The following is a 19,048-nucleotide window of genomic DNA, read 5'->3' on the forward strand; positions in this document are numbered from 1 at the left end:
CGGTACGGCCAATCGCGTGGCGTTCCGGTCCGCGCGCGGGCGAGGAAACGTTCCTTCGTGCGTTTCGGTGCGTTTCGGCGAACCTGTGGATCAGTCCGGAGGGACGGGTCCGATCGTGCTCGACGCGGGGATCAGGCGATGGCGGGCGCGCCCCATCAGTTCTTCGCGCTCGTCCTCGGTGAGACCGCCCCACACCCCGTAGGGCTCGCGGACGGCCAGTGCGTGCGCGGCGCATTCCGAGCGCACCGGGCATCTCATGCAGACCTCTTTAGCCGAGGCCTCGCGCGCACTCCTCGCCGCACCCCGCTCGCCTTCCGGGTGGAAGAAGAGGGAGCTGTCGACCCCGCGGCAGGCGGCCAGCAACTGCCAGTCCCAGAGGTCGGCGTTCGGTCCGGGGAGGCGGGAGAAATCTGCCATGGGTAGTCCTCTTGGTGCCGGTACTGAGACGGATACGGTCCAAGTCTCCACACCTACTGTCGGAGTAGATGTAAATATGACTCATTGGGAATCTAGCCTCAGACACGTGCCAAACGGAAGAAAAGCCGCCAAATAGGGCATAGCTCTAGATGGAGGACACGCGGCGAGTGGTGCCCGCGCCGTGATCGCTTCCTCACGTAGAGTGCCGAAGGTGTCCGTCCGACCCGTAACTCTTTCGAGTGACCATCGTTGAGAGTGCGAAGGCGGTTGAACCAAGAAGTTCCCGGACAGGTGTCCGAGGGCATCGACCGCACAGGTGACGATACGTACCAGCCTGGAGGCTCAAGGTGACGCGCATCAGCAGCTGCGGAGGGCGGTCATGACTTCCGTCCTCGTCTGCGACGACTCCCCGCTTGCCCGAGAGGCGCTCCGTCGCGCGGTTGCCACCGTGCCCGGCGTCGAGCGTGTGACGACGGCTGCCAACGGCGAGGAAGTCCTCCGCCGCTGGGGTGCCGACCGCTCCGACCTGATTCTGATGGATGTACGGATGCCCGGGCTCGGCGGTGTGGAGACGGTGCGCCGGCTGCTCTCGGCCGATCCGGGCGCCCGCATCATCATGCTGACGGTCGCCGAAGACCTGGACGGCGTGGCCCTCGCGGTCGCCGCCGGCGCCCGGGGCTATCTGCACAAGGACGCCTCGCGCGCCGAACTGCGGGCCACGGTCACCCAGGCCCTCGCCGACCCGACCTGGCGACTGGCCCCCCGCCGGCTCCGCTCGGCCGAGATGGGCGCCGCGCCCACGCTCACCGCGCGCGAGATCCAGGTCCTGGAGGGCATGAGCCACGGCCGGTCGAACGCGGAGATCGGGCGCGAGCTCTTCCTGTCCGAGGACACGGTCAAGACGCACGCCCGCCGGCTGTTCAAGAAGCTGGGCGCCTCGGACCGGGCGCACGCCGTGGCGCTCGGGTTCCGCTGGGGCCTGGTCCGATGACCGCGAGCCCGCAGGCCGGACGCTGAGAGCGGTCCCGTCCGCCACCGGCGGGCGGGGCGGCACGGCGTGTGCCCGTCGATCGCGCTCCGGTCCCGTCCGGTCCGACGGGTCCACCGGGCCTCGTCCGTTCTCGCCTGTTCCCGTCCCGCCGTACCCGGTGCGTACCCGGGGATTGGCGGGGCACAATCCGGGGGACGTGTCGCTTCGCGCGCGATGCCGCATGCTTGAGGTGTGGCGCATTTTCTGGGATGGGGCCTCGGGGAGTACTCGGTCGAGCGGGAGGGGAGGGCGCAGTGATGGGTTCAGGCGCACCCGCTCATAACGCTTCGACGCACAACACGGGCCGTGGCGGCGCGAATGCTCCGGCGCCAAGGCACCATGGATTGATGCGCGACGACGAGGCCCTGGGGTCACCCGCGGCCACAGGCTCCACCGGCGCCGCCAAGGGCGGCAGCGCCGGGGCTGTCAGCGCGCTCGTACGCCGTGCGGTGGAGGGCGACGAGCAGGCGACGCACGACCTGCTCGCCTTCGTGCACCCGCTGGCCATCCGCTACTGCCGCACCCGGCTCTCGCGCCTTCCGGGCGACGCCCGCCACTTCGTGGAGGACCTGGCGCAGGAAGTGTGCGTCGCCGTCCTGATGGCGCTCCCGCGCTACCGGGACACCGGCCGCCCCTTCGAGGCCTTCGTCTTCGCCATCGCCGCGCACAAGGTCGCCGACCTGCAGCGGGCCGCCATGCGGCACCCGGGCAGCACGGCCGTGCCCTCCGACGAGATGCCCGAGCGGCCGGACGATTCGCTGGGTCCGGAGGAGCGGGCGCTGCTGAGCAGCGACGCCGCCTGGGCCAAGAAGCTGCTGGCCAACCTTCCGGAGAACCAGCGCGAGCTCCTCGTACTGCGGGTGGCCGTCGGGCTGACGGCCGAGGAGACCGGGCAGATGCTCGGGATGTCCCCCGGCGCGGTGCGGGTGGCCCAGCACCGTGCGCTCAGCCGGCTGCGCGCACTCGCCGAGCAATAGCCGGACACTGGCCGGAATTCCGTCGACGATCAATAGTAGGAAGCCACGAAACTTGGGCTTGACCCAGCTCGTGGAATGAGACGCGTCGCTATCCCGTTAGCATGGAGATCCGCGCTGAGCAAGACCATTGGGAAGGTGTCATGACTGTGAACGGCAGTGACGCGTCTGGAGCGCCCGACAAATTCGCCACACTCGGCCTCACCTATGACGACGTCCTGCTACTGCCGGGCGCGTCGGACATGGCGCCGGACGAGATCGATACCTCCTCCCTCATCTCCCGGAACGTACGGGTGAACGTTCCCCTGCTGTCCGCCGCCATGGACAAGGTCACCGAGGCCCGTATGGCCATCGCGATGGCCCGCCAGGGCGGCGTCGGCGTTCTGCACCGCAACCTGTCGATCGCCGACCAGGCGAACCAGGTCGACCTGGTCAAGCGCTCCGAGTCGGGCATGGTCACCGACCCGATCACGGTGCACCCCGACGCGACGCTGCGCGAGGCCGACGAGCTCTGCGCGAAGTTCCGCATCTCCGGCGTGCCGGTCACCGACTCCGCGGGCAAGCTGCTCGGCATCGTCACCAACCGCGACATGGCCTTCGAGTCGGACCGCAGCCGCCAGGTGCGCGAGGTCATGACCCCGATGCCGCTGGTCACGGGCAAGGTCGGCATCTCCGGCGTGGACGCCATGGAGCTGCTGCGCCGCCACAAGATCGAGAAGCTTCCGCTGGTCGACGAGTCGGGCCTCCTCAAGGGCCTCATCACCGTCAAGGACTTCGTCAAGGCCGAGAAGTACCCGAACGCCGCCAAGGACAAGGACGGCCGCCTCCTGGTCGGCGCCGCGGTCGGCGTCGCCGGCGACGCGTACGACCGCGCCCAGGCCCTGATCGAGGCGGGCGCCGACTTCATCGTCGTCGACACCGCCCACGGCCACTCCCGGCTGGTCGGCGACATGGTCGCCAAGATCAAGTCGAACTCCTCCGTCGACGTCATCGGCGGCAACGTGGCCACCCGCGACGGCGCCCAGTCGCTGATCGACGCCGGCTGCGACGGCATCAAGGTCGGCGTCGGCCCCGGCTCCATCTGCACCACCCGCGTCGTCGCCGGCATCGGCGTCCCGCAGGTCACCGCCATCTACGAGGCCTCCCTCGCCGCGAAGGCGGCCGGTGTCCCGGTCATCGGCGACGGCGGCCTGCAGTACTCCGGCGACATCGCCAAGGCGCTCGTCGCGGGCGCCGACACGGTGATGCTCGGCTCGCTGCTCGCGGGCTGCGAGGAGTCCCCGGGCGAGCTGCTCTTCATCAACGGCAAGCAGTTCAAGTCGTACCGCGGCATGGGCTCGCTCGGCGCGATGCAGTCCCGCGGCGACCAGCGCTCCTTCTCCAAGGACCGCTACTTCCAGGAGGGCGTGGGCGGCGACGACAAGCTCATCCCCGAGGGCATCGAGGGCCAGGTCCCGTACCGCGGCCCGCTCTCCGCGGTCGTGCACCAGCTCGTCGGCGGTCTGCGCCAGTCGATGTTCTACGTCGGCGGCCGTACGGTGCCGGAGCTGCAGGACCGCGGCCGCTTCGTCCGCATCACCTCGGCGGGACTCAAGGAGAGCCACCCGCACGACATCCAGATGACGGTCGAGGCGCCGAACTACTCCCGCAAGGGCTGAGCAGGACGCGAGCGACGGTGAAGGGCGGCCCCGGGTGACCGGGGCCGCCCTTCACCGTTCTGCGGAGCGACCCGCCGCCGGCGTCCGTACGGCGGTCACGGGAACGCGAGGCGCCGGGGTTCGGGGATACTGGACGGGCAGACCCAGAGGAAAGGCCACCACACGTGACTGAGATCGAGATCGGGCGCGGCAAGCGCGGCCGCAGGGCGTACGCGTTCGACGACATCGCCATCGTCCCGAGCCGGCGTACGCGGGACCCGAAGGAGGTCTCGATCGCCTGGCAGATCGACGCCTACCGCTTCGAGCTCCCGTTCCTGGCCGCCCCCATGGACTCGGTCGTCTCCCCGCAGACCGCCATCCGCATCGGCGAGCTCGGCGGCCTCGGCGTGCTGAACCTCGAAGGCCTGTGGACCCGGTACGAGGACCCGCAGCCGCTGCTCGACGAGATCACGGGGCTGGACGAGGAGTCCGCCACCCGTCGTCTCCAGGAGATCTACTCCGCCCCGATCCAGGCGGACCTGATCCGGCAGCGCATCAAGGAGGTCCGCGACTCCGGTGTCGTCACCGCCGCCGCGCTCTCCCCGCAGCGCACCGCCGAGTTCTCCAAGGCCGTCGTCGAGGCGGGCGTGGACATCTTCGTGATCCGCGGCACCACCGTGTCGGCGGAACACGTCTCCGGCGCAGCCGAGCCGCTGAACCTGAAGCAGTTCATCTACGAGCTCGACGTCCCGGTCATCGTCGGCGGCTGCGCCACGTACACCGCGGCCCTGCACCTGATGCGCACCGGCGCCGCGGGTGTCCTGGTCGGCTTCGGCGGCGGCGCCGCGCACACCACGCGCAACGTGCTCGGCATCCAGGTCCCGATGGCCACCGCCGTCGCGGACGTGGCCGCGGCCCGTCGCGACTACATGGACGAGTCCGGCGGCCGCTACGTGCACGTCATCGCCGACGGCGGCGTGGGCTGGTCCGGCGACATCCCGAAGGCCGTCGCCTGCGGCGCCGACGCCGTGATGATGGGCTCCCCGCTGGCCCGTGCCACCGACGCGCCCGGCAAGGGCCACCACTGGGGCATGGAGGCCGTCCACGAGGACGTGCCGCGCGGCAAGAAGGTCGACCTGGGCACGGTCGGCACCACCGAGGAGATCCTCACCGGCCCGTCGCACACCCCGGACGGATCGATGAACATCTTCGGCGCGCTGCGCCGCTCGATGGCCACCACGGGCTACAGCGAGCTCAAGGAGTTCCAGCGGGTCGAGGTCACGGTCGCGGACTCCCAGCACCGCCGCTGATCCACACGCGTGCGAAGGGCCGGCACCCCGGAGGGGGCGCCGGCCCTTCGGCGTTCGGCCGGTCGGCCCTTCGGCCGGTCCCTTCCTGCCCTTGATCCGGGGTCGAGGCAGATGTCCCAAGGGATCAGGAAGACGCCCGCGACGACCAGCCACGTGAGCAGGTCCTGCGCGATGCCCTGGGGTGGGTGTCGGTGGAGCCGTCGTGTCCGACCAGGTGGCGGGCACCGTCCGGCTCAGCGCCCTGCGGTCAGGCGCTGCTCTTCTTGGCCGTGGCGAAGGCGACGAAGGCGCCGATGCCGAGGAAGACGTAGTCCATCGCGTCCACGCCCTCCTGCCAGATGTCGTTCAGGCCGCCGACGCCCGCCTTGGAGAGGACCTCGCCGAGGCCGACGTTGCCGTAGTCGGCCAGCGCCAGCGCGATGTAGAACAGCTGGCCGAGGTAGACGGCGGCGAGCGAGAGGACCGCGCCGGCCACCGGGAGCACGGGGTTCTTGCCGCCGAGCTTTCCGGCGGCGAAGCCGACCAGGATGCCGACGCCGACCGCCGCGTAGCCGACCTGGCGGTCGATCGCGTTCATGATCCCGCCGTACGCGGCGGCCGCGGCCAGCGCGGCGACCACGGCCGCGGCGATGCCCAGGCCGATGCTGCCGGCGCGGGCGGGCTCGGCCGGGTACGGGACGGCCGGGGTCGCGGAATCGGGCGCGGGCGGCTGGATGTGCTGGTTCATGGAGAAATCCCCCCCAGGGATTCGTGCATACGTGTGTGCGTGCGCAGGACGCGGTGGACGCGGTGGACGCGGTGGACGCCGAAGACGCCGAAGACGCAGTGGACGCCGAAGACGCGCAGAACGCGCGGGACGTATGTGCGAGACAAGTCGCCGCAGGCTAGCAGTCGGCTCCGATATCCGGGGAGGGATTTCCGGCGTGGTCAGAGCCGGTGTGCCGCGCCCACCGGGCTCGCGCCGCGGGTGTCCAGCAGCAACTGCGCCTTCACCGCCAGACCTTGGAGGTCGTACGTGCGGTGGTGCTGGAGCAGGATCGTCAGATCGGCGTTCGCGGCGGCCTCGTACAACGATTCGGCGCGGGGGACCGGCTGGTCCCTGACGCGCCATCCGGCGATGTACGGGTCGTGGTAGCTGATCAGTGCCCCGAGGTCGAGGAGACGGCTGGCGATCTCGCGGGCCGGCGAACCCTCCTGGTCCCCCAGGTCGGGCTTGTACGTGACGCCGAGCAGCAGGACCCGGGCCCCGCGGGCCGATTTCCCGTGCTCGTTCAGCAGGGTGGCGGAGCGCTGGATGACGTACTGGGGCATCCGGCTGTTGATCTCCTGCGCCAGGCCGACCATGCGCAGCGGGTGGCCCGGGGTGCGGGTGGTGTGGGGGAGGTAGTTGGGGTCGAGGGGAACGCTGTGGCCGCCGACCCCCGGGCCGGGCCGGAAGGCCTGGAATCCGTACGGCTTGGTCTCGGCGCAGCGGATGACGTCCCACAGGTCGACGCCGAGGTCGTGGCAGAGCACCGCCATCTCGTTCATGAGGGCGATGTTGACGTGCCGGTAGTTGGTCTCCAGGAGCTGTACGGTCTCGGCCTCGCGCAGGCCGCGCGCCCGGACCACCTTCTCGGTGAGGCGCGCGTAGAAGGCGTGCGCGGACTCGGTGCAGGCGGGGGTGAGGCCGCCGATCACCTTGGGGGTGTTGGCGATGCCGTGGGTCCGGTTGCCCGGGTCGAGGCGGCTGGGGGAGTAGGCCAGGTGGAAGTCCCGGCCGGCGCGAAGTCCGGAGCCGGCCTCGAGGACGGGGCGCAGGTAGTCCTCGGTGACGCCCGGGTGGGCGGCGGATTCGAGGATGACGGTGGTGTGCGGGCGCAGCCGGGCGGCGAGCGTGCGGCCCGCCTCGCCGACGGCGGAGAGGTCGAGCGCGCGGTCGGCGCCGAGCTGGGTGGGGGCGCAGATGACGGCGGTGCGGACCCTGCCGAGTTCGGCGGGGTTGGTGGTGACCCGGAAGCCCGCGGCCGACATGCGGCGGACCTCGGCGGCGGTGAGGGTGGAGTCCGTGGCCGGACCGCTGTCGTAGCCGACCGTCTCGATTCCGGCGGCGACGGCCGCCTGGGCCAGCGGGAGGCCGAGGTGGCCGAGTCCGATGACGGCGAGATCTGCGGGCATGGGGTGCCGTCCCTTCCCTGGCATGCATGAGGAGGCTGGGTGCGCAAGTCCTGTGGACCGTGCGGGTCCGGGTGTGGAGCTGGCGCGATGTCAGACTAGGCGTATATATGACCGATCTGCCGTATTACGGGGCGATGGTCACCGTTGTGTTGTCGATAGGCGGTGGCTGATGTGGGTGCGGCGGGTCAGAATCGAGGGCGGGGGATGTGAGCGGGATCACTCGCACCGAGCGGGGATTGCCCGCATCGACGGGAGGCAGCCGTGAGGACAGCGACACTGGGGCCGGTCCAGCGCGAAGAGGCGCTCGCCCGGATGGCCGAGCGGGAACTGGACGTGCTGGTGGTGGGCGCGGGCGTGGTCGGCGCGGGCACCGCGCTCGACGCCGCGACCAGAGGCCTCTCGACGGGGCTGGTGGAGGCGCGGGACTGGGCGTCCGGCACTTCCAGCCGGTCGAGCAAGCTGATCCACGGCGGGCTGCGGTACCTGGAGATGCTCGACTTCGCCCTCGTCCGGGAGGCCCTGAAGGAACGCGGCCTGCTGCTGGAGCGACTGGCCCCGCACCTGGTGAAGCCCGTGCCGTTCCTGTACCCGCTGCAGCACAAGGGCTGGGAGCGGGTCTACGCCGGATCGGGCGTCGCCCTGTACGACGCGATGTCGGTGTCCAGCGGGCACGGGCGGGGGCTGCCGGTGCACCGGCACCTGTCACGGGCGCGCGCACTGCGCGTCGCGCCGGCGCTGCGCAAGGACGCGCTGGTGGGGGCCCTGCAGTACTACGACGCCCAGATGGACGATGCGCGGTACGTGGCCACGCTGGTCCGGACGGCCGCGGCGTACGGGGCGCAGTGCGCCAACCGGGCGAGGGTGGTCGGCTTCCTGCGCGAGGGCGAGCGGGTCGTCGGGGCGCGGGTGCAGGACGTGGAGGGCGGCGGGGAGTACGAGATCCGCGCGCGGCAGGTGGTGAACGCGACGGGGGTGTGGACGGACGACACGCAGGCGCTGATCGGGGAGCGGGGGCAGTTCCACGTCCGGGCGTCGAAGGGCATCCACCTGGTCGTCCCGAAGGACCGGATCCACTCCAGCACCGGGCTGATCCTGCGCACGGAGAAGTCGGTGCTGTTCGTCATCCCGTGGGGCCGGCACTGGATCGTGGGCACGACCGATACCGACTGGGACCTGGACAAGGCGCATCCGGCGGCCTCCAGCGCGGACATCGACTACCTGCTGGAGCACGTGAACTCGGTGCTCGCGGTGCCGCTGACGCGCGACGACGTACAGGGGGTGTACGCGGGCCTGCGGCCGCTGCTGGCCGGGGAGTCGGACGCGACGAGCAAGCTCTCGCGCGAGCACACGGTGGCACATCCCGTACCGGGGCTGGTGGTGGTCGCGGGCGGCAAGTACACGACGTACCGGGTCATGGCGAAGGACGCGGTCGACGAGGCGGTGCACGGGCTGGACCAGCGGGTCGCGGAGTGCGTGACGGAGGACGTGCCGCTGGTGGGGGCGGAGGGGTACCGGGCGCTGTGGAACGGGCGGGCCCGGATCGCGGCCCGGACGGGCCTTCATGTGGTGCGGGTGGAGCACCTGTTGAACCGGTACGGCTCGATGACGGACGAACTGCTGGACCTGATCGCGGCGGACCCCGGGCTGGCGCAGCCGTTGGGCGGGGCGGAGGACTATCTGCGGGCGGAAGTGGTGTACGCGGCCTCGCACGAGGGGGCGCGGCACCTGGACGACGTACTGACGCGGCGGACGCGGATCTCCATCGAGACGTTCGACCGGGGGATGCGGTCGGCGAGGGAGTGCGCGGAGCTGATGGCTCCGGTCCTGGGGTGGGACAAGCAGCAGATCGAGAAGGAAGTGGAACACTACGAGAAGCGGGTGCAGGCGGAACGGGAATCGCAGCGTCAGCCGGACGACCAGACGGCGGATGCGGCGCGGCTGGGGGCTCCCGACATCGTTCCGTTGTAACTCCGGGATGCGGAGGGGGGAACCGCGGACCCGGGGCGTCCGTCCGTTGCGGAGTGAGGAACAATGAGGGTTCTGCCGGGGCGGGTTACCGCGCGGGTTCTCCCGGGGCGGGCCACCGGGAATCCCGGAGGCTGCCGGAGCAGCCGGAGCAGGCGGCACGATCGCAGAGGGGACGCATGTCGAAGCCGGAGCACACCGAGTCGCCCGCCGAGTCGCCTGCGGCGAAGCAGGACCGGGCGAAGCCTGTGTCGGCGGAGCCGGAGTCGTCTGCGGTGCCGCCTGCGGCCAAGCAGGACGGGCCGCCGAAGCCTGACGCCGCGAAGCCTGCAGTACCGCCCGTGGCGAAGCCGGACCCGGGCAAGCCGGCATCCGCCGGTTCGGCGAAGGCCGCGGCTGGTGGCGACGCGTCCGAGGGCGCGAAGCCTGCCGGTTCGCCCGCGGCGAAGGCCGACCTGCGCAAGCCCGCGGCCGGGGCTGCCGAGTCGGCGAAGGCCGCTGACGGCGCCGCCGAGGGCGGTAAGCCGGCCCCTGGCACGGCCGGTGACGGTGCGCCCGAGGGCGCGAAGCCGGACCTGGGCAAGGCTGTGGCGTCCGCCAAGCCGGCGGAGCCGGAGGACAAGGAGCCTGCTGCGGCGAAGGCCGACCTGAGCAAGTCCGCGGCCGGGGCTGCCGAGTCGGCGAAGCCGGCCGCCGAGGACAAGAAGAATCCCGTGGTCGAGAAGGCCGATGCCGTCGCTGCTGCCGTCAAGGCCGCCGCCGCCAAGGCCGCCGAGGACGGGCAGGACGAGGGGCGGTTGCTCGCGCGGCGCTACCGGCTGCGCGAAGTGCTCGGCAAGGGCGGCATGGGCACCGTCTGGCGTGCCGAGGACGAGACCCTCGGCCGGACGGTCGCCGTCAAGGAACTCCGCTTCAGCACCGGCGTCGACGAGGACGAGAAGCGCCGGCTCATCACCCGTACGCTGCGCGAAGCCAAGGCCATTGCCCGGATCCGCAGCGGGGGCGCGGTCACCGTCTTCGACGTCGTGGACGAGGACGGGCGCCCGTGGATCGTCATGGAGCTCATCGAGGGCCCCTCGCTCGCCGAGTTCATCCGCGAACAGGGCCCGCTGACCCCGCACCGCGCCGCCGAGGTCGGCCTCGCCGTGCTCGACGTGCTCCGCGCCGCGCACGGCCAGGGCATCCTGCACCGGGACGTGAAGCCGTCCAACGTGCTCATCGCCCGCACCGGCCGCGTCGTCCTCACCGACTTCGGCATCGCCCAGGTCGAGGGAGACCCCTCCGTCACCTCCACCGGCATGCTCGTCGGCGCCCCCTCGTACATCTCCCCCGAGCGCGCCCGCGGCCAGAAGCCCGGCCCGCCGGCCGACATGTGGTCCCTCGGCGGGCTGCTCTACGCCGCCGTCGAAGGCGTCCCCCCGTACGACAAGGGGTCCGCGCTCGCCACCCTCACCGCCGTGATGACCGAGCCGGTGGATCCGCCCAAGAACGCGGGTCCGCTGACGGAGGTCATCTACGGCCTGCTGGCCAAGGACCCGGCCCGCCGCCTCGACGAAGAGCGCGCGCGGGCGATGCTCACCGCCGTCGTCAACGCGCCGGAGCCGGTACCCGTCCCGGTCCTCCCCGCGGCCGTAGAGGAGACCCGGCAGATCTCGCTGGCGGACGCCAAGGAGGCGGTGGCCGCGGCCGCCGCCGAAAAGGCCGCCGAGAAGGCGGAGAAGAAGGAGCGCGAGCGGCTCGAGCGCGAGCAGCGCGAACGGGCCCGCGCAGCGCTGAAGGCGGCCCGCAAGGCCGCGGCAGCCGCAGCGGCGACGAAGGCGGCCTCGGCGGCCGAGTCCCCGGCGGCGGCCAAGCCCTCGCCGGTCGCGGCGCCGCTCACCGACGTCATGTCCCGCCGCACCATCGCCCTCGCGATAGCGGGCGTGGTCGTCGTGCTCGCCGCCATCGGTTCCCTGATCGCGTACGCGTTCAGCGGTGACGACCAGTCCGGCAAGAAGGACGAGGGCAAGGGCGGTCCGGGTACGACGGTTTCCGCCGCGCCGAAGCCCAGCGCGTCCGCCAAGGCCGGCGAGACCAATGCCACCGCCGGCAAGGGCAGCGGCAGCGGCGACACCGGCACCGGCACGGGCACCGGCACCGGCGGCACCGAGCCGAGCCAGGGGCAGTCCCCGGGCGGGCAGCAGAGCCAGGGACAGGGGCAGAGCCAGGGTCAGGGCGCCGCGCCGGGCGGTCCCGCGGCCGGACTCCCCGAGGGCTACGCGAAGGTGACGGACCCGGGGTTCCACTTCTCCATGGTGATGCCGTCGGGCTTCAAGGTGACGGGCATAGCCGGCGAGAACTCCGGCGCGATATACAGCCGCGACGGCGGCTTCCCGCGCATCCAGGTCGACTACACCTCCAGCCCCGGCAACGACGCCCGCGCCGCGTGGGCCGAGTCGGTCGCGGGGGTGGCGGGCTCCAGCACGAACTACCGGACGATCCGGATCGACGCGACGGAGTACAACGGCTACCCGACCGTCGCCGACTGGGAGTTCGAGCGGGAGCAGAAGGGCATCAAGGTCCGGGTGCTCAACCGCGGCTTCAAGGTGGACGCGAAGCACGGCTACGCCATCATGATCAGCTGCGCGGCGGACCAGTGGGACGGCCCGGAGTGCACGACGATGCGCAACACGGCGTTCCAGACCTTCCAGCCGCTCGGCTGACGGGCGTCTCCGATCGGTTGCGTGATCCTCGGGCAGAGCCGGTGTCCGGGATCGTTTGCCACCGCGGGTGGGGAGGCGTGCCCCCGAGGTGAATCGTGGGCCTCGTCAGGTCCGGGACGCGGGCGCCCTGCGCGACGTATCGTGGCAGCGGGGCCATGGGGGACGTGCGCCCCCAGCTCTCGGGGGAGGCGAAGTGGAGGACTACGCGGGCCGGATCCTGGCCGACCGTTACCGTCTGCCGCTGCCGCCGTCGGACGAGTACGAGCTGGTCGAGACCCGCGCCTTCGACACGCGCAGCGGGCAGGAAGTCCTGGTACGGCAGGTGCCGTTGCCGGAGCTCGTGGATGCCGAGCTGCTGGACGGGGATGCGGTCGGGGACGGGTCGCGGCCCCCGATGGCCACGGGCCGCCGGGCGGCGGGGGATCTCCCGGCCGTGCGCAGGGCCATCGCCGCCGCGCAGGCGGCCGCGTCCGTGCCGGACCATCCGCGGCTGGACCAGGTCTTCGACGTGTTCGCCGAGGGCGGGTCGCTGTGGATAGTGAGCGAGTTGGTGCCGGCGCGTCCGCTGGCCGCGCTGATCGCCGATGAACCGCTGAGCCCGTACCGGGCGGCGGAGGTCGCCGCGGACGTGCTGACTGCGCTGCGGGTGCTGCACGCGCACGGCTGGACGCACCGGAACATCACGGTCCGGACCGTGTTGATATGCGATGACGGGCGGGTCGTGCTCACGGGGCTGGCGGCGGGTGCCGCCGAGGACGCCCTGTGCGGCTATGACCCGGTCCCGGCGGAGTCCGCTCCCGCCTCCGGCGGCGGGCCGGACCGGGGCGTGCCGAACCCCGGCGGGGCCGGGGGCTGGGGTACACCGCCCGCGGCGTCGCCGGATCCGGGTACGCACGCCTTGGCCGGCGGTCCGGGTGGGGGCACACCGCCCGGTGCGGGGCCGGACCCCGGCGGGGCCCAGAGCCGGGGCGCGCCGCGCAGTGCCGGGCCGGACCACGGCGAGGGCCTGGTGCCGGGTGCGGCGGGTGTGGCGCGGGGCGCCGGGCCGGACCACGGCGAGGGCCTGGTGCCGGGTGCGGCGGGTGTGGCGCGGGGCGCCGGGCCGGACCACGGCGAGGGCCCTCCCGGTGCGGGGCTTGCCTTACGGGGGCCCCAGGGCGGGGGCCAGGACGAGTCGGCGGGCACCGGGCCGGATGCCGGTCCGGGCGCGGGCGGCTATGCGCCCCTCGTGGCGCCCGGCTACGACACCGGGCCGCGATACTCCGACCACATCACCCCCGGGGCGGCGGAGCGGCCCGACCTCAAGGCCGCCGCGCGGGCCGGGGCCATCGCCGCGTACCGGGCGGGGGCACAGGCCGCCGCCGCGCGGGTCACCGAGCAGCGCAAGGGCGGGTCCGAGCCCGCGCCGGAGCCGAGGCCGCAGGGGTCGAACCTCCCGCAGGGGTACTCGTACCCGTACGGCGGCCCGGAGACCGGGACGAGTTCGCCGTGGCACGGGGCCACCCCGCGTCGGCAGGCGGCCCTTCCGCCCGCCGAGGAGTCGGAGCCGGAGCCGGAGCCGGAGCCGGAACCCGAGTCGCGGCCCGACCCGGCGCCGGTCCGCCCCGCGCTGCCCGCGCAACTCGCCCTGCCCCAGGGCTACCGCCAGGCCGAGGACCCGGATCCCACCTCGTCCCTGCGCCCCGGGCAGACCCCGCCGCACGGGTCCGAGGGCCCGGATGCGGGCGCGTACCCGCTTTCGGGGGCGTCGCAGTCCGGGCGGTCCCGGTCGGGTGATGAGGGCGCGAGCATGGCCTCGTACGTGCCCTCGGGTGAGCCCGGCCCGCTCGGGCCGCACGGGTCCGAGGGCCCGGATGCGGGCGCGTACCCGCTTTCGGGGGCGTCGCAGTCCGGGCGGTCCCGGTCGGGTGGGGAGGGCGCGAGCATGGCCTCGTACGTGCCCTCGGGTGAGCCCGGCCCGCTCGGGCCGCACGGGTCCGGGGGCCCGGATGCGGGCGCGGACCCGCTCCCCGGGCAGTCGGCCGCCCAACTCCCGCCCGGCCAGGCCCGGCCGCAGGGCGCCGGGGGCCCGAAGCCGGCCCCGTACTCGCTCCCCGGCCGGCCCGGCCCCTCCGGGTCGCAGCCGCGGGCGGCGGGCACAACCCCCGGTGGAGGCTGGGGCGGTGGAGCGATCCGGAGCGGGCTGGATGCCGAACGGGCGCGGCAGACGCGGATGGCCGTCGTCGGGGCCGTCACCGAGCGGTGGGCCCCCGAGCAGGCCGGGCCCGTCGCGGGGCCCTGGCAGCTGGCCGCCCCCGTCGGGCCCGCCACCGACCTCTGGGGGCTCGGCGCGCTGCTGTACCGCGCCGTCCAGGGCCATGCCCCGTACCCCGAGGACAGCGTCACCGAGCTCGTCGAGATGGTCTGCGCCGAGTCCCCGGCCTTCGCGGAGGAGTGCGGTCCGCTACGCCCGATCGTGGAGTCGCTGCTGCGCCAGGACCCCACCGAGCGCCCCGACTTCGAGGAACTCCGCGGCTGGCTGCGCTCGCTCGTACGGTCCGCCCCCGAGCCGGACGGCGGCCTCGGCGCCCTCCCGATGCCGGAGCCGGATCCCGCGCGGCTGCCCGTCGTACGCCGGCGAGGCGACCTGCACGGCCGGCACCGCAGTCCCGCCGCCTCCCGCAAGCCGCGCTCCCTCGGGCGGACCCTGCTCGTCGGTGTCCTCGCCCTGCTCGCCGGGGCGGTGGCGTACGCGATGCTCTTCCTGCCCCGGTCCGCCGACCAGGAGGATGCCGCTGCCAGGACCCCGGCGGCGCAGGAGTCCCCGGCGGCGTCGCCGAAGCCGTCGCCGAAGCAGAGCCGGACGCCCACCGGCACATCCGAGTCCAAGCCCGCGCCCCAGACGGCGGCCCCCGCCCCGCCCGGCTACACCACCCAGCAGGACCCGGAGCACTTCGAGATCGCCGTCCCGGGCGGCTGGGAGCGGCGCGGCATCAACGAGGCCGGGCAGGTCCGCTACACCGACGGGGAGTACGTCCTGACGGTCGTCCCCGGGCGGGACAAGGTCGACGGCAATCCGGATCCGGCGACGTACCAGAAGGACAAGGAGCCGGAGCTGGCCCCGTACCGGTCCTCCACCTGGGCCAGCGGCGGCGATGTGAAGACCACGAAGGTCGGCCAGCAGCTCCGGGTCACCGGCCGGTACACGTGGATCGACGGCAACGGCCGCAGCGTCGTTGCCCGGAATTTCGTCGTGGCGCTCGGCGGCAGCTACCACGTCGTCATGGTCACCGGTCCGCAGGACGGGGAAGGCAAGGTCACCGAAGTCTTCGAAAAGGCCACGGGCAGTTACAAATCGGGTGGCTGAGGCCGACTGACGGTGACTCAGTACGGCGATTGCGTCACAGTGCTGCCGGAACCGCGCCTTCACGGTTCCGGCAGCCCCGAGCGCTCCGTAATCTGGCCCGAAGTGCACAGAGTGGCGGGGTTTCGTGGAACAGCAGACAGGTGCGGGCGCGGTGCTCGCTGGCCGGTACCGGCTCGTGGAGCCGATCGGCAGCGGCGGCATGGGCAAGGTGTGGCGCGCGCATGACGAGCTGCTGCACAGGACCGTCGCCGTCAAGGAACTGACGGCGGGTCTGTACGTCGCCCAGGCCGACCGGGAGGTCCTGCACGCCCGGACCCAGAAGGAGGCCCGGGCCGCGGCCAGGATCCAGCACCCGGCGGTCGTCGTCGTCCACGACGTGCTGGAGCACGACGACCGGCCGTGGATCGTCATGGAGTACATCGACGGGCCCTCCCTCGCGGAAGCGGCCAAGGCGGCCGGCCGGATCGAGCCCGCCGAGGCGGCCCGGATCGGGCTGCACGTCCTGGGCGCGCTGCGTGCCGCGCACGCCGTCGGCGTCCTGCACCGGGACGTGAAGCCCGGCAACGTGCTGCTCGCCAAGGACGGGCGGGTCCTGCTCACGGACTTCGGGATCGCCGCGATCGAGGGCGACTCCTCCATCACGCGGACCGGCGAGATCGTCGGCTCCATCGACTACCTGGCCCCGGAGCGGGTCACCGGCGGGACTCCCGGTACGGCCTCCGACCTGTGGTCGCTGGGCGCGACCCTGTACACGGCGGTCGAGGCCCGTTCGCCGTTCCGCCGCACCTCTCCCATCTCCAGCCTGCAGGCCGTGGTCAACGACGAGCCGCCGGCGCCGCGGCAGTCGGGGGCCCTGGGGCCGGTCATCACCGCCCTGCTGCGCAAGGATCCGGCCGAGCGGCCCTCGGCTCAGGAGACCGAGCGGATGCTGATCGAGGCGATGGAGGGCCGGGAGCCGAAGGCGGCGCAGGCGTACGTGCCCACGCGCGCGGTGACTCCGGAGGAACTCGCCGACCTCCAGGAACCCGAGACCGGCAACGGCACCGAGACCGAGCGCGCCCTGCCGGCCGCCCCGGCGCCCGATCAGGGGCGTACGTCGGCCCTGCCCGAGCAGGCCGGGCCCGCTCCCGCACCGGGGAGCCCGGCCGCGGGCCGGATCAAGCGGGCCGCCGCCGTCGCCCTCGTGGCGGCGCTGGTCGGCGGCGGCGCCGTGTTCGGCGTGCTGAAGTTCACCGGGGACGCGGATGCGGGCGGCGGCTCCGACAAGAACGCGAGCGCCCCCGACCAGCAGGGCAGCGACGACGAGGACGCCCCTCCGGAGGGCTACGGCGAGGTCACCGACCCGGCGGGCTTCACGCTGTTCGTGCCGAACGGCTGGAAGCGCCAGATGGACGGCGACCAGATCGACTACACCCCGGACAACGGGAAGCACTTCATCCGGATCGCCTCCGACACGACGCCGGACTACGACAACCCGTACATGCACCTGCTCGACCTGGAGAAGCAGCTCAAGCAGCGGACGGACTACAAGCGGCAGAAGCTGAACCAGAACACCTTCCAGGACAGCACCCGCTCCGCCCTGTGGGACTTCACCTGGACCGAGAAGGGGACGCACGCCGGGCCGCGCCGGGCCATCGAGCAGATGTACATCGCCCCGGACGGCACCGAGTATGCGGTGTACATGTCGGGCCCGGCCACCGACTGGCAGACCACCCGCACGCAGTTCGACACCGTGCTGAGCGGCTGGGCGCCACCCGCCAAGAAGGGCTGAGGGCCCCGCACCGGCCATCCTGCCAGCGATCGCTGGCGGAAATGACAAAATCCGGTTACCCACGGGTACCCAAAGGCCCGCGGGCGGAATACGCTCACCGCCATGACGGACTCGCAGGCCCCGGCCCCCCTCCGCAGCGCACCGCAGCCCACCAACCCGGTCGCCCCCGCCCCGGCCGGTGCCCGTACCGCCGCCGACGTGGTGACCCCCGACCTGGTCGCCCGGCTCACCCGCGGAGTGATCGGCTCCGGCCGGACCGCCAACCACACCCCGTTCACCGGGGCCAAGCTGGCGGACCTCCCCGAGGCCACCCCCGAGGACGTGGCCGAGGCCTTCGACCGGGCCCGCGCGGCCCAGAGCGCCTGGGCCGCCGCCCCCGTACGCAAGCGGGCCGCCGTACTGCTCCGCTTCCACGACCTGGTCCTGGCGCGTCAGGCCGAGGTGCTCGACCTCATCCAGCTGGAGACCGGCAAGGCCCGCCTGCACGCCCACGAGGAGGTCCAGGCCGTCGCCGTCGCCTCCCGCCACTACGGCCGCAAGGCCCCCGCGTACCTGCGCCCCAAGGGCCACACGGGCGCCATGCCCACCCTCACCAAGGTCACCGAGCTGCGCCAGCCGCGCGGGGTCGTCGGCCAGATCGCCCCCTGGAACTACCCCCTCGAACTGTCGGTCGGCGACGCGCTGCCCGCCTTCGTCTCCGGCAACGCCGTCGTCATGAAGCCCGACACCGAGACCGCGCTCACCGCCCTGTGGGCCCGCGACCTGTTGATCGAGGCCGGACTGCCCGCCGAGGTCTTCCAGATCGTCCTCGGCGACGGGCCCGTCGTCGGCCCCGAGGTGGTCCGGCACGCCGACTACGTCTCCTTCACCGGCTCCACCCGCACCGGCCGCGAGGTCGCCCAGGGCGCGGCCGCCCGCCTGGTCGGGGTCTCCCTCGAGCTCGGCGGCAAGAACGCCATGCTCGTGCTGCACGACGCCGACATCGAGAAGGCCGCGGCGGGCGCCGTCCGCGCCTGCTTCTCCTCCGCCGGCCAGCTCTGCATCTCCATCGAGCGGCTGTACGTCCACGCCTCGGTCGCCGACGCGTTCGTCGAGCGCTTCGCCGCCCGTACGAAGGCCATGCGGCTCGGCGCCTCCCTCGCGTACGGCGCGGACATGGGCTCGCTGGTCGGCGAGCGCCAGCTGGAGACCGTCCAGCGGCACGTCGACGAGGCCGTCGCCAAGGGCGCCACCCTCGTCGCGGGCGGGACCGCCCGCCCCGACATCGGCCCGCTCTTCTACGAGCCCACCATCCTCGACGGCGTCGAGGCGCCGATGGCGGTGTGCGGCGAGGAGACCTTCGGCCCGGTCGTCTCCCTCTACCGGTTCACCGACGAGGACGAAGCCGTCGCGCAGGCCAACTCCACCGCGTACGGGCTCAACTCCAGCGTCTGGACCAAGGACGCCCGCCGCGGCCACGCCGTCGCCGCCCGCCTGCGCACCGGCACGGTCAACATCAACGAGGGCTACGCCCCCGCCTACGGCAGCGCCCAGGCACCCATGGGCGGCATGAAGGACTCCGGCCTCGGCCGCCGGCACGGCTCCGAGGGCATTCTCAAGTACACCGAGGCCCAGACCGTCGCCCACCAGCGGCTGCTCCCGATGGCGCCCTCGCTGGGCATGGACGACGAGAAGTACGCGGCGTTCATGACCCGCAGCCTCAAGGTCATGAAGGCCCTCCGACTCCGCTAAGGGGCAGC

At 72.8% G+C, this 19,048-nt stretch carries 12 protein-coding genes; 9 read left to right on the forward strand and 3 right to left on the reverse strand.

Going from position 1 to position 19,048, the window contains the following annotated elements:
- Window positions 1-90 precede the first annotated feature (90 nt).
- A complete protein-coding gene (locus tag AB0I68_RS14425; protein ID WP_363177590.1) occupies window positions 91-417 on the reverse strand; it encodes a WhiB family transcriptional regulator in 327 nt (108 codons plus the stop codon).
- A gap of 379 nt (window positions 418-796) precedes the next feature.
- Between AB0I68_RS14425 and AB0I68_RS14430 the strand changes: the two genes are divergently transcribed.
- The 4 genes from AB0I68_RS14430 (at window position 797) to AB0I68_RS14445 (ending at window position 5,368) form a co-directional block, all read left to right on the forward strand.
- Complete coding sequence (locus AB0I68_RS14430; protein WP_003948568.1) at window positions 797-1,408, forward strand: response regulator transcription factor; 612 nt, start codon at window positions 797-799, stop codon at window positions 1,406-1,408.
- A gap of 386 nt (window positions 1,409-1,794) precedes the next feature.
- A complete protein-coding gene (locus AB0I68_RS14435) occupies window positions 1,795-2,424 on the forward strand; it encodes a sigma-70 family RNA polymerase sigma factor (protein WP_363177591.1) in 630 nt (209 codons plus the stop codon).
- A gap of 140 nt (window positions 2,425-2,564) precedes the next feature.
- On the forward strand, window positions 2,565-4,079 hold the full coding sequence (gene guaB / locus AB0I68_RS14440; RefSeq protein ID WP_363177592.1) for an IMP dehydrogenase: 1,515 nt from the start codon (window positions 2,565-2,567) through the stop codon (window positions 4,077-4,079).
- 164 nt (window positions 4,080-4,243) lie between these two features.
- Window positions 4,244-5,368 (forward strand): GuaB3 family IMP dehydrogenase-related protein, encoded by a 1,125-nt coding sequence (locus AB0I68_RS14445; RefSeq protein WP_363177593.1) that lies wholly within the window; start codon window positions 4,244-4,246, stop codon window positions 5,366-5,368.
- 247 nt (window positions 5,369-5,615) lie between these two features.
- Here AB0I68_RS14445 and AB0I68_RS14450 read toward each other — a convergent pair whose 3' ends face one another.
- Together AB0I68_RS14450 and AB0I68_RS14455 are read right to left on the reverse strand one after the other, a co-directional pair.
- Complete coding sequence (locus AB0I68_RS14450; RefSeq protein ID WP_363177594.1) at window positions 5,616-6,095, reverse strand: hypothetical protein; 480 nt, start codon at window positions 6,093-6,095, stop codon at window positions 5,616-5,618.
- 200 nt (window positions 6,096-6,295) lie between these two features.
- On the reverse strand, window positions 6,296-7,525 hold the full coding sequence (locus AB0I68_RS14455; protein ID WP_363177595.1) for a nucleotide sugar dehydrogenase: 1,230 nt from the start codon (window positions 7,523-7,525) through the stop codon (window positions 6,296-6,298).
- A 261-nt stretch (window positions 7,526-7,786) separates the two neighbouring features.
- Between AB0I68_RS14455 and AB0I68_RS14460 the strand changes: the two genes are divergently transcribed.
- The 5 genes from AB0I68_RS14460 (at window position 7,787) to AB0I68_RS14480 (ending at window position 19,040) form a co-directional block, all read left to right on the forward strand.
- Entirely contained in the window at window positions 7,787-9,493 is a 1,707-nt protein-coding gene (locus AB0I68_RS14460; RefSeq protein ID WP_363177596.1) for a glycerol-3-phosphate dehydrogenase/oxidase, read from the forward strand.
- A 176-nt stretch (window positions 9,494-9,669) separates the two neighbouring features.
- Entirely contained in the window at window positions 9,670-12,192 is a 2,523-nt protein-coding gene (locus AB0I68_RS14465) for a protein kinase (RefSeq protein WP_363177597.1), read from the forward strand.
- A 193-nt stretch (window positions 12,193-12,385) separates the two neighbouring features.
- Entirely contained in the window at window positions 12,386-15,538 is a 3,153-nt protein-coding gene (locus tag AB0I68_RS14470; protein ID WP_363177598.1) for a hypothetical protein, read from the forward strand.
- A gap of 124 nt (window positions 15,539-15,662) precedes the next feature.
- The gene (locus AB0I68_RS14475) at window positions 15,663-17,309 is read left to right on the forward strand and encodes a serine/threonine-protein kinase (protein WP_363177599.1); all 1,647 of its coding nucleotides are present in this window, start codon (window positions 15,663-15,665) and stop codon (window positions 17,307-17,309) included.
- Window positions 17,310-17,411: 102 nt separating this feature from the next.
- Window positions 17,412-19,040, forward strand: a complete 1,629-nt coding sequence (locus AB0I68_RS14480; protein ID WP_363177600.1) for a succinic semialdehyde dehydrogenase — start codon at window positions 17,412-17,414, stop codon at window positions 19,038-19,040.
- Window positions 19,041-19,048: the final 8 nt, after the last annotated feature.

It is taken from the genome of Streptomyces sp. NPDC050448, from assembly GCF_040655295.1.
Taxonomy (GTDB): domain Bacteria; phylum Actinomycetota; class Actinomycetes; order Streptomycetales; family Streptomycetaceae; genus Streptomyces.

Bases quoted from the DNA above. Each gene is read 5' to 3' on its own strand.
- AB0I68_RS14435 (WP_363177591.1), top strand. From the start codon at position 1,795: ATGCGCGACGACGAGGCCCTGGGGTCACCCGCGGCCACAGGCTCCACC.
- AB0I68_RS14465 (WP_363177597.1), top strand. From the start codon at position 9,670: ATGTCGAAGCCGGAGCACACCGAGTCGCCCGCCGAGTCGCCTGCGGCG.
- AB0I68_RS14450 (WP_363177594.1), bottom strand. From the start codon at position 6,095: ATGAACCAGCACATCCAGCCGCCCGCGCCCGATTCCGCGACCCCGGCC.
- AB0I68_RS14425 (WP_363177590.1), bottom strand. From the start codon at position 417: ATGGCAGATTTCTCCCGCCTCCCCGGACCGAACGCCGACCTCTGGGAC.
- AB0I68_RS14430 (WP_003948568.1), top strand. From the start codon at position 797: ATGACTTCCGTCCTCGTCTGCGACGACTCCCCGCTTGCCCGAGAGGCG.
- AB0I68_RS14480 (WP_363177600.1), top strand. From the start codon at position 17,412: ATGACGGACTCGCAGGCCCCGGCCCCCCTCCGCAGCGCACCGCAGCCC.
- guaB (WP_363177592.1), top strand. From the start codon at position 2,565: ATGACTGTGAACGGCAGTGACGCGTCTGGAGCGCCCGACAAATTCGCC.
- AB0I68_RS14455 (WP_363177595.1), bottom strand. From the start codon at position 7,525: ATGCCCGCAGATCTCGCCGTCATCGGACTCGGCCACCTCGGCCTCCCG.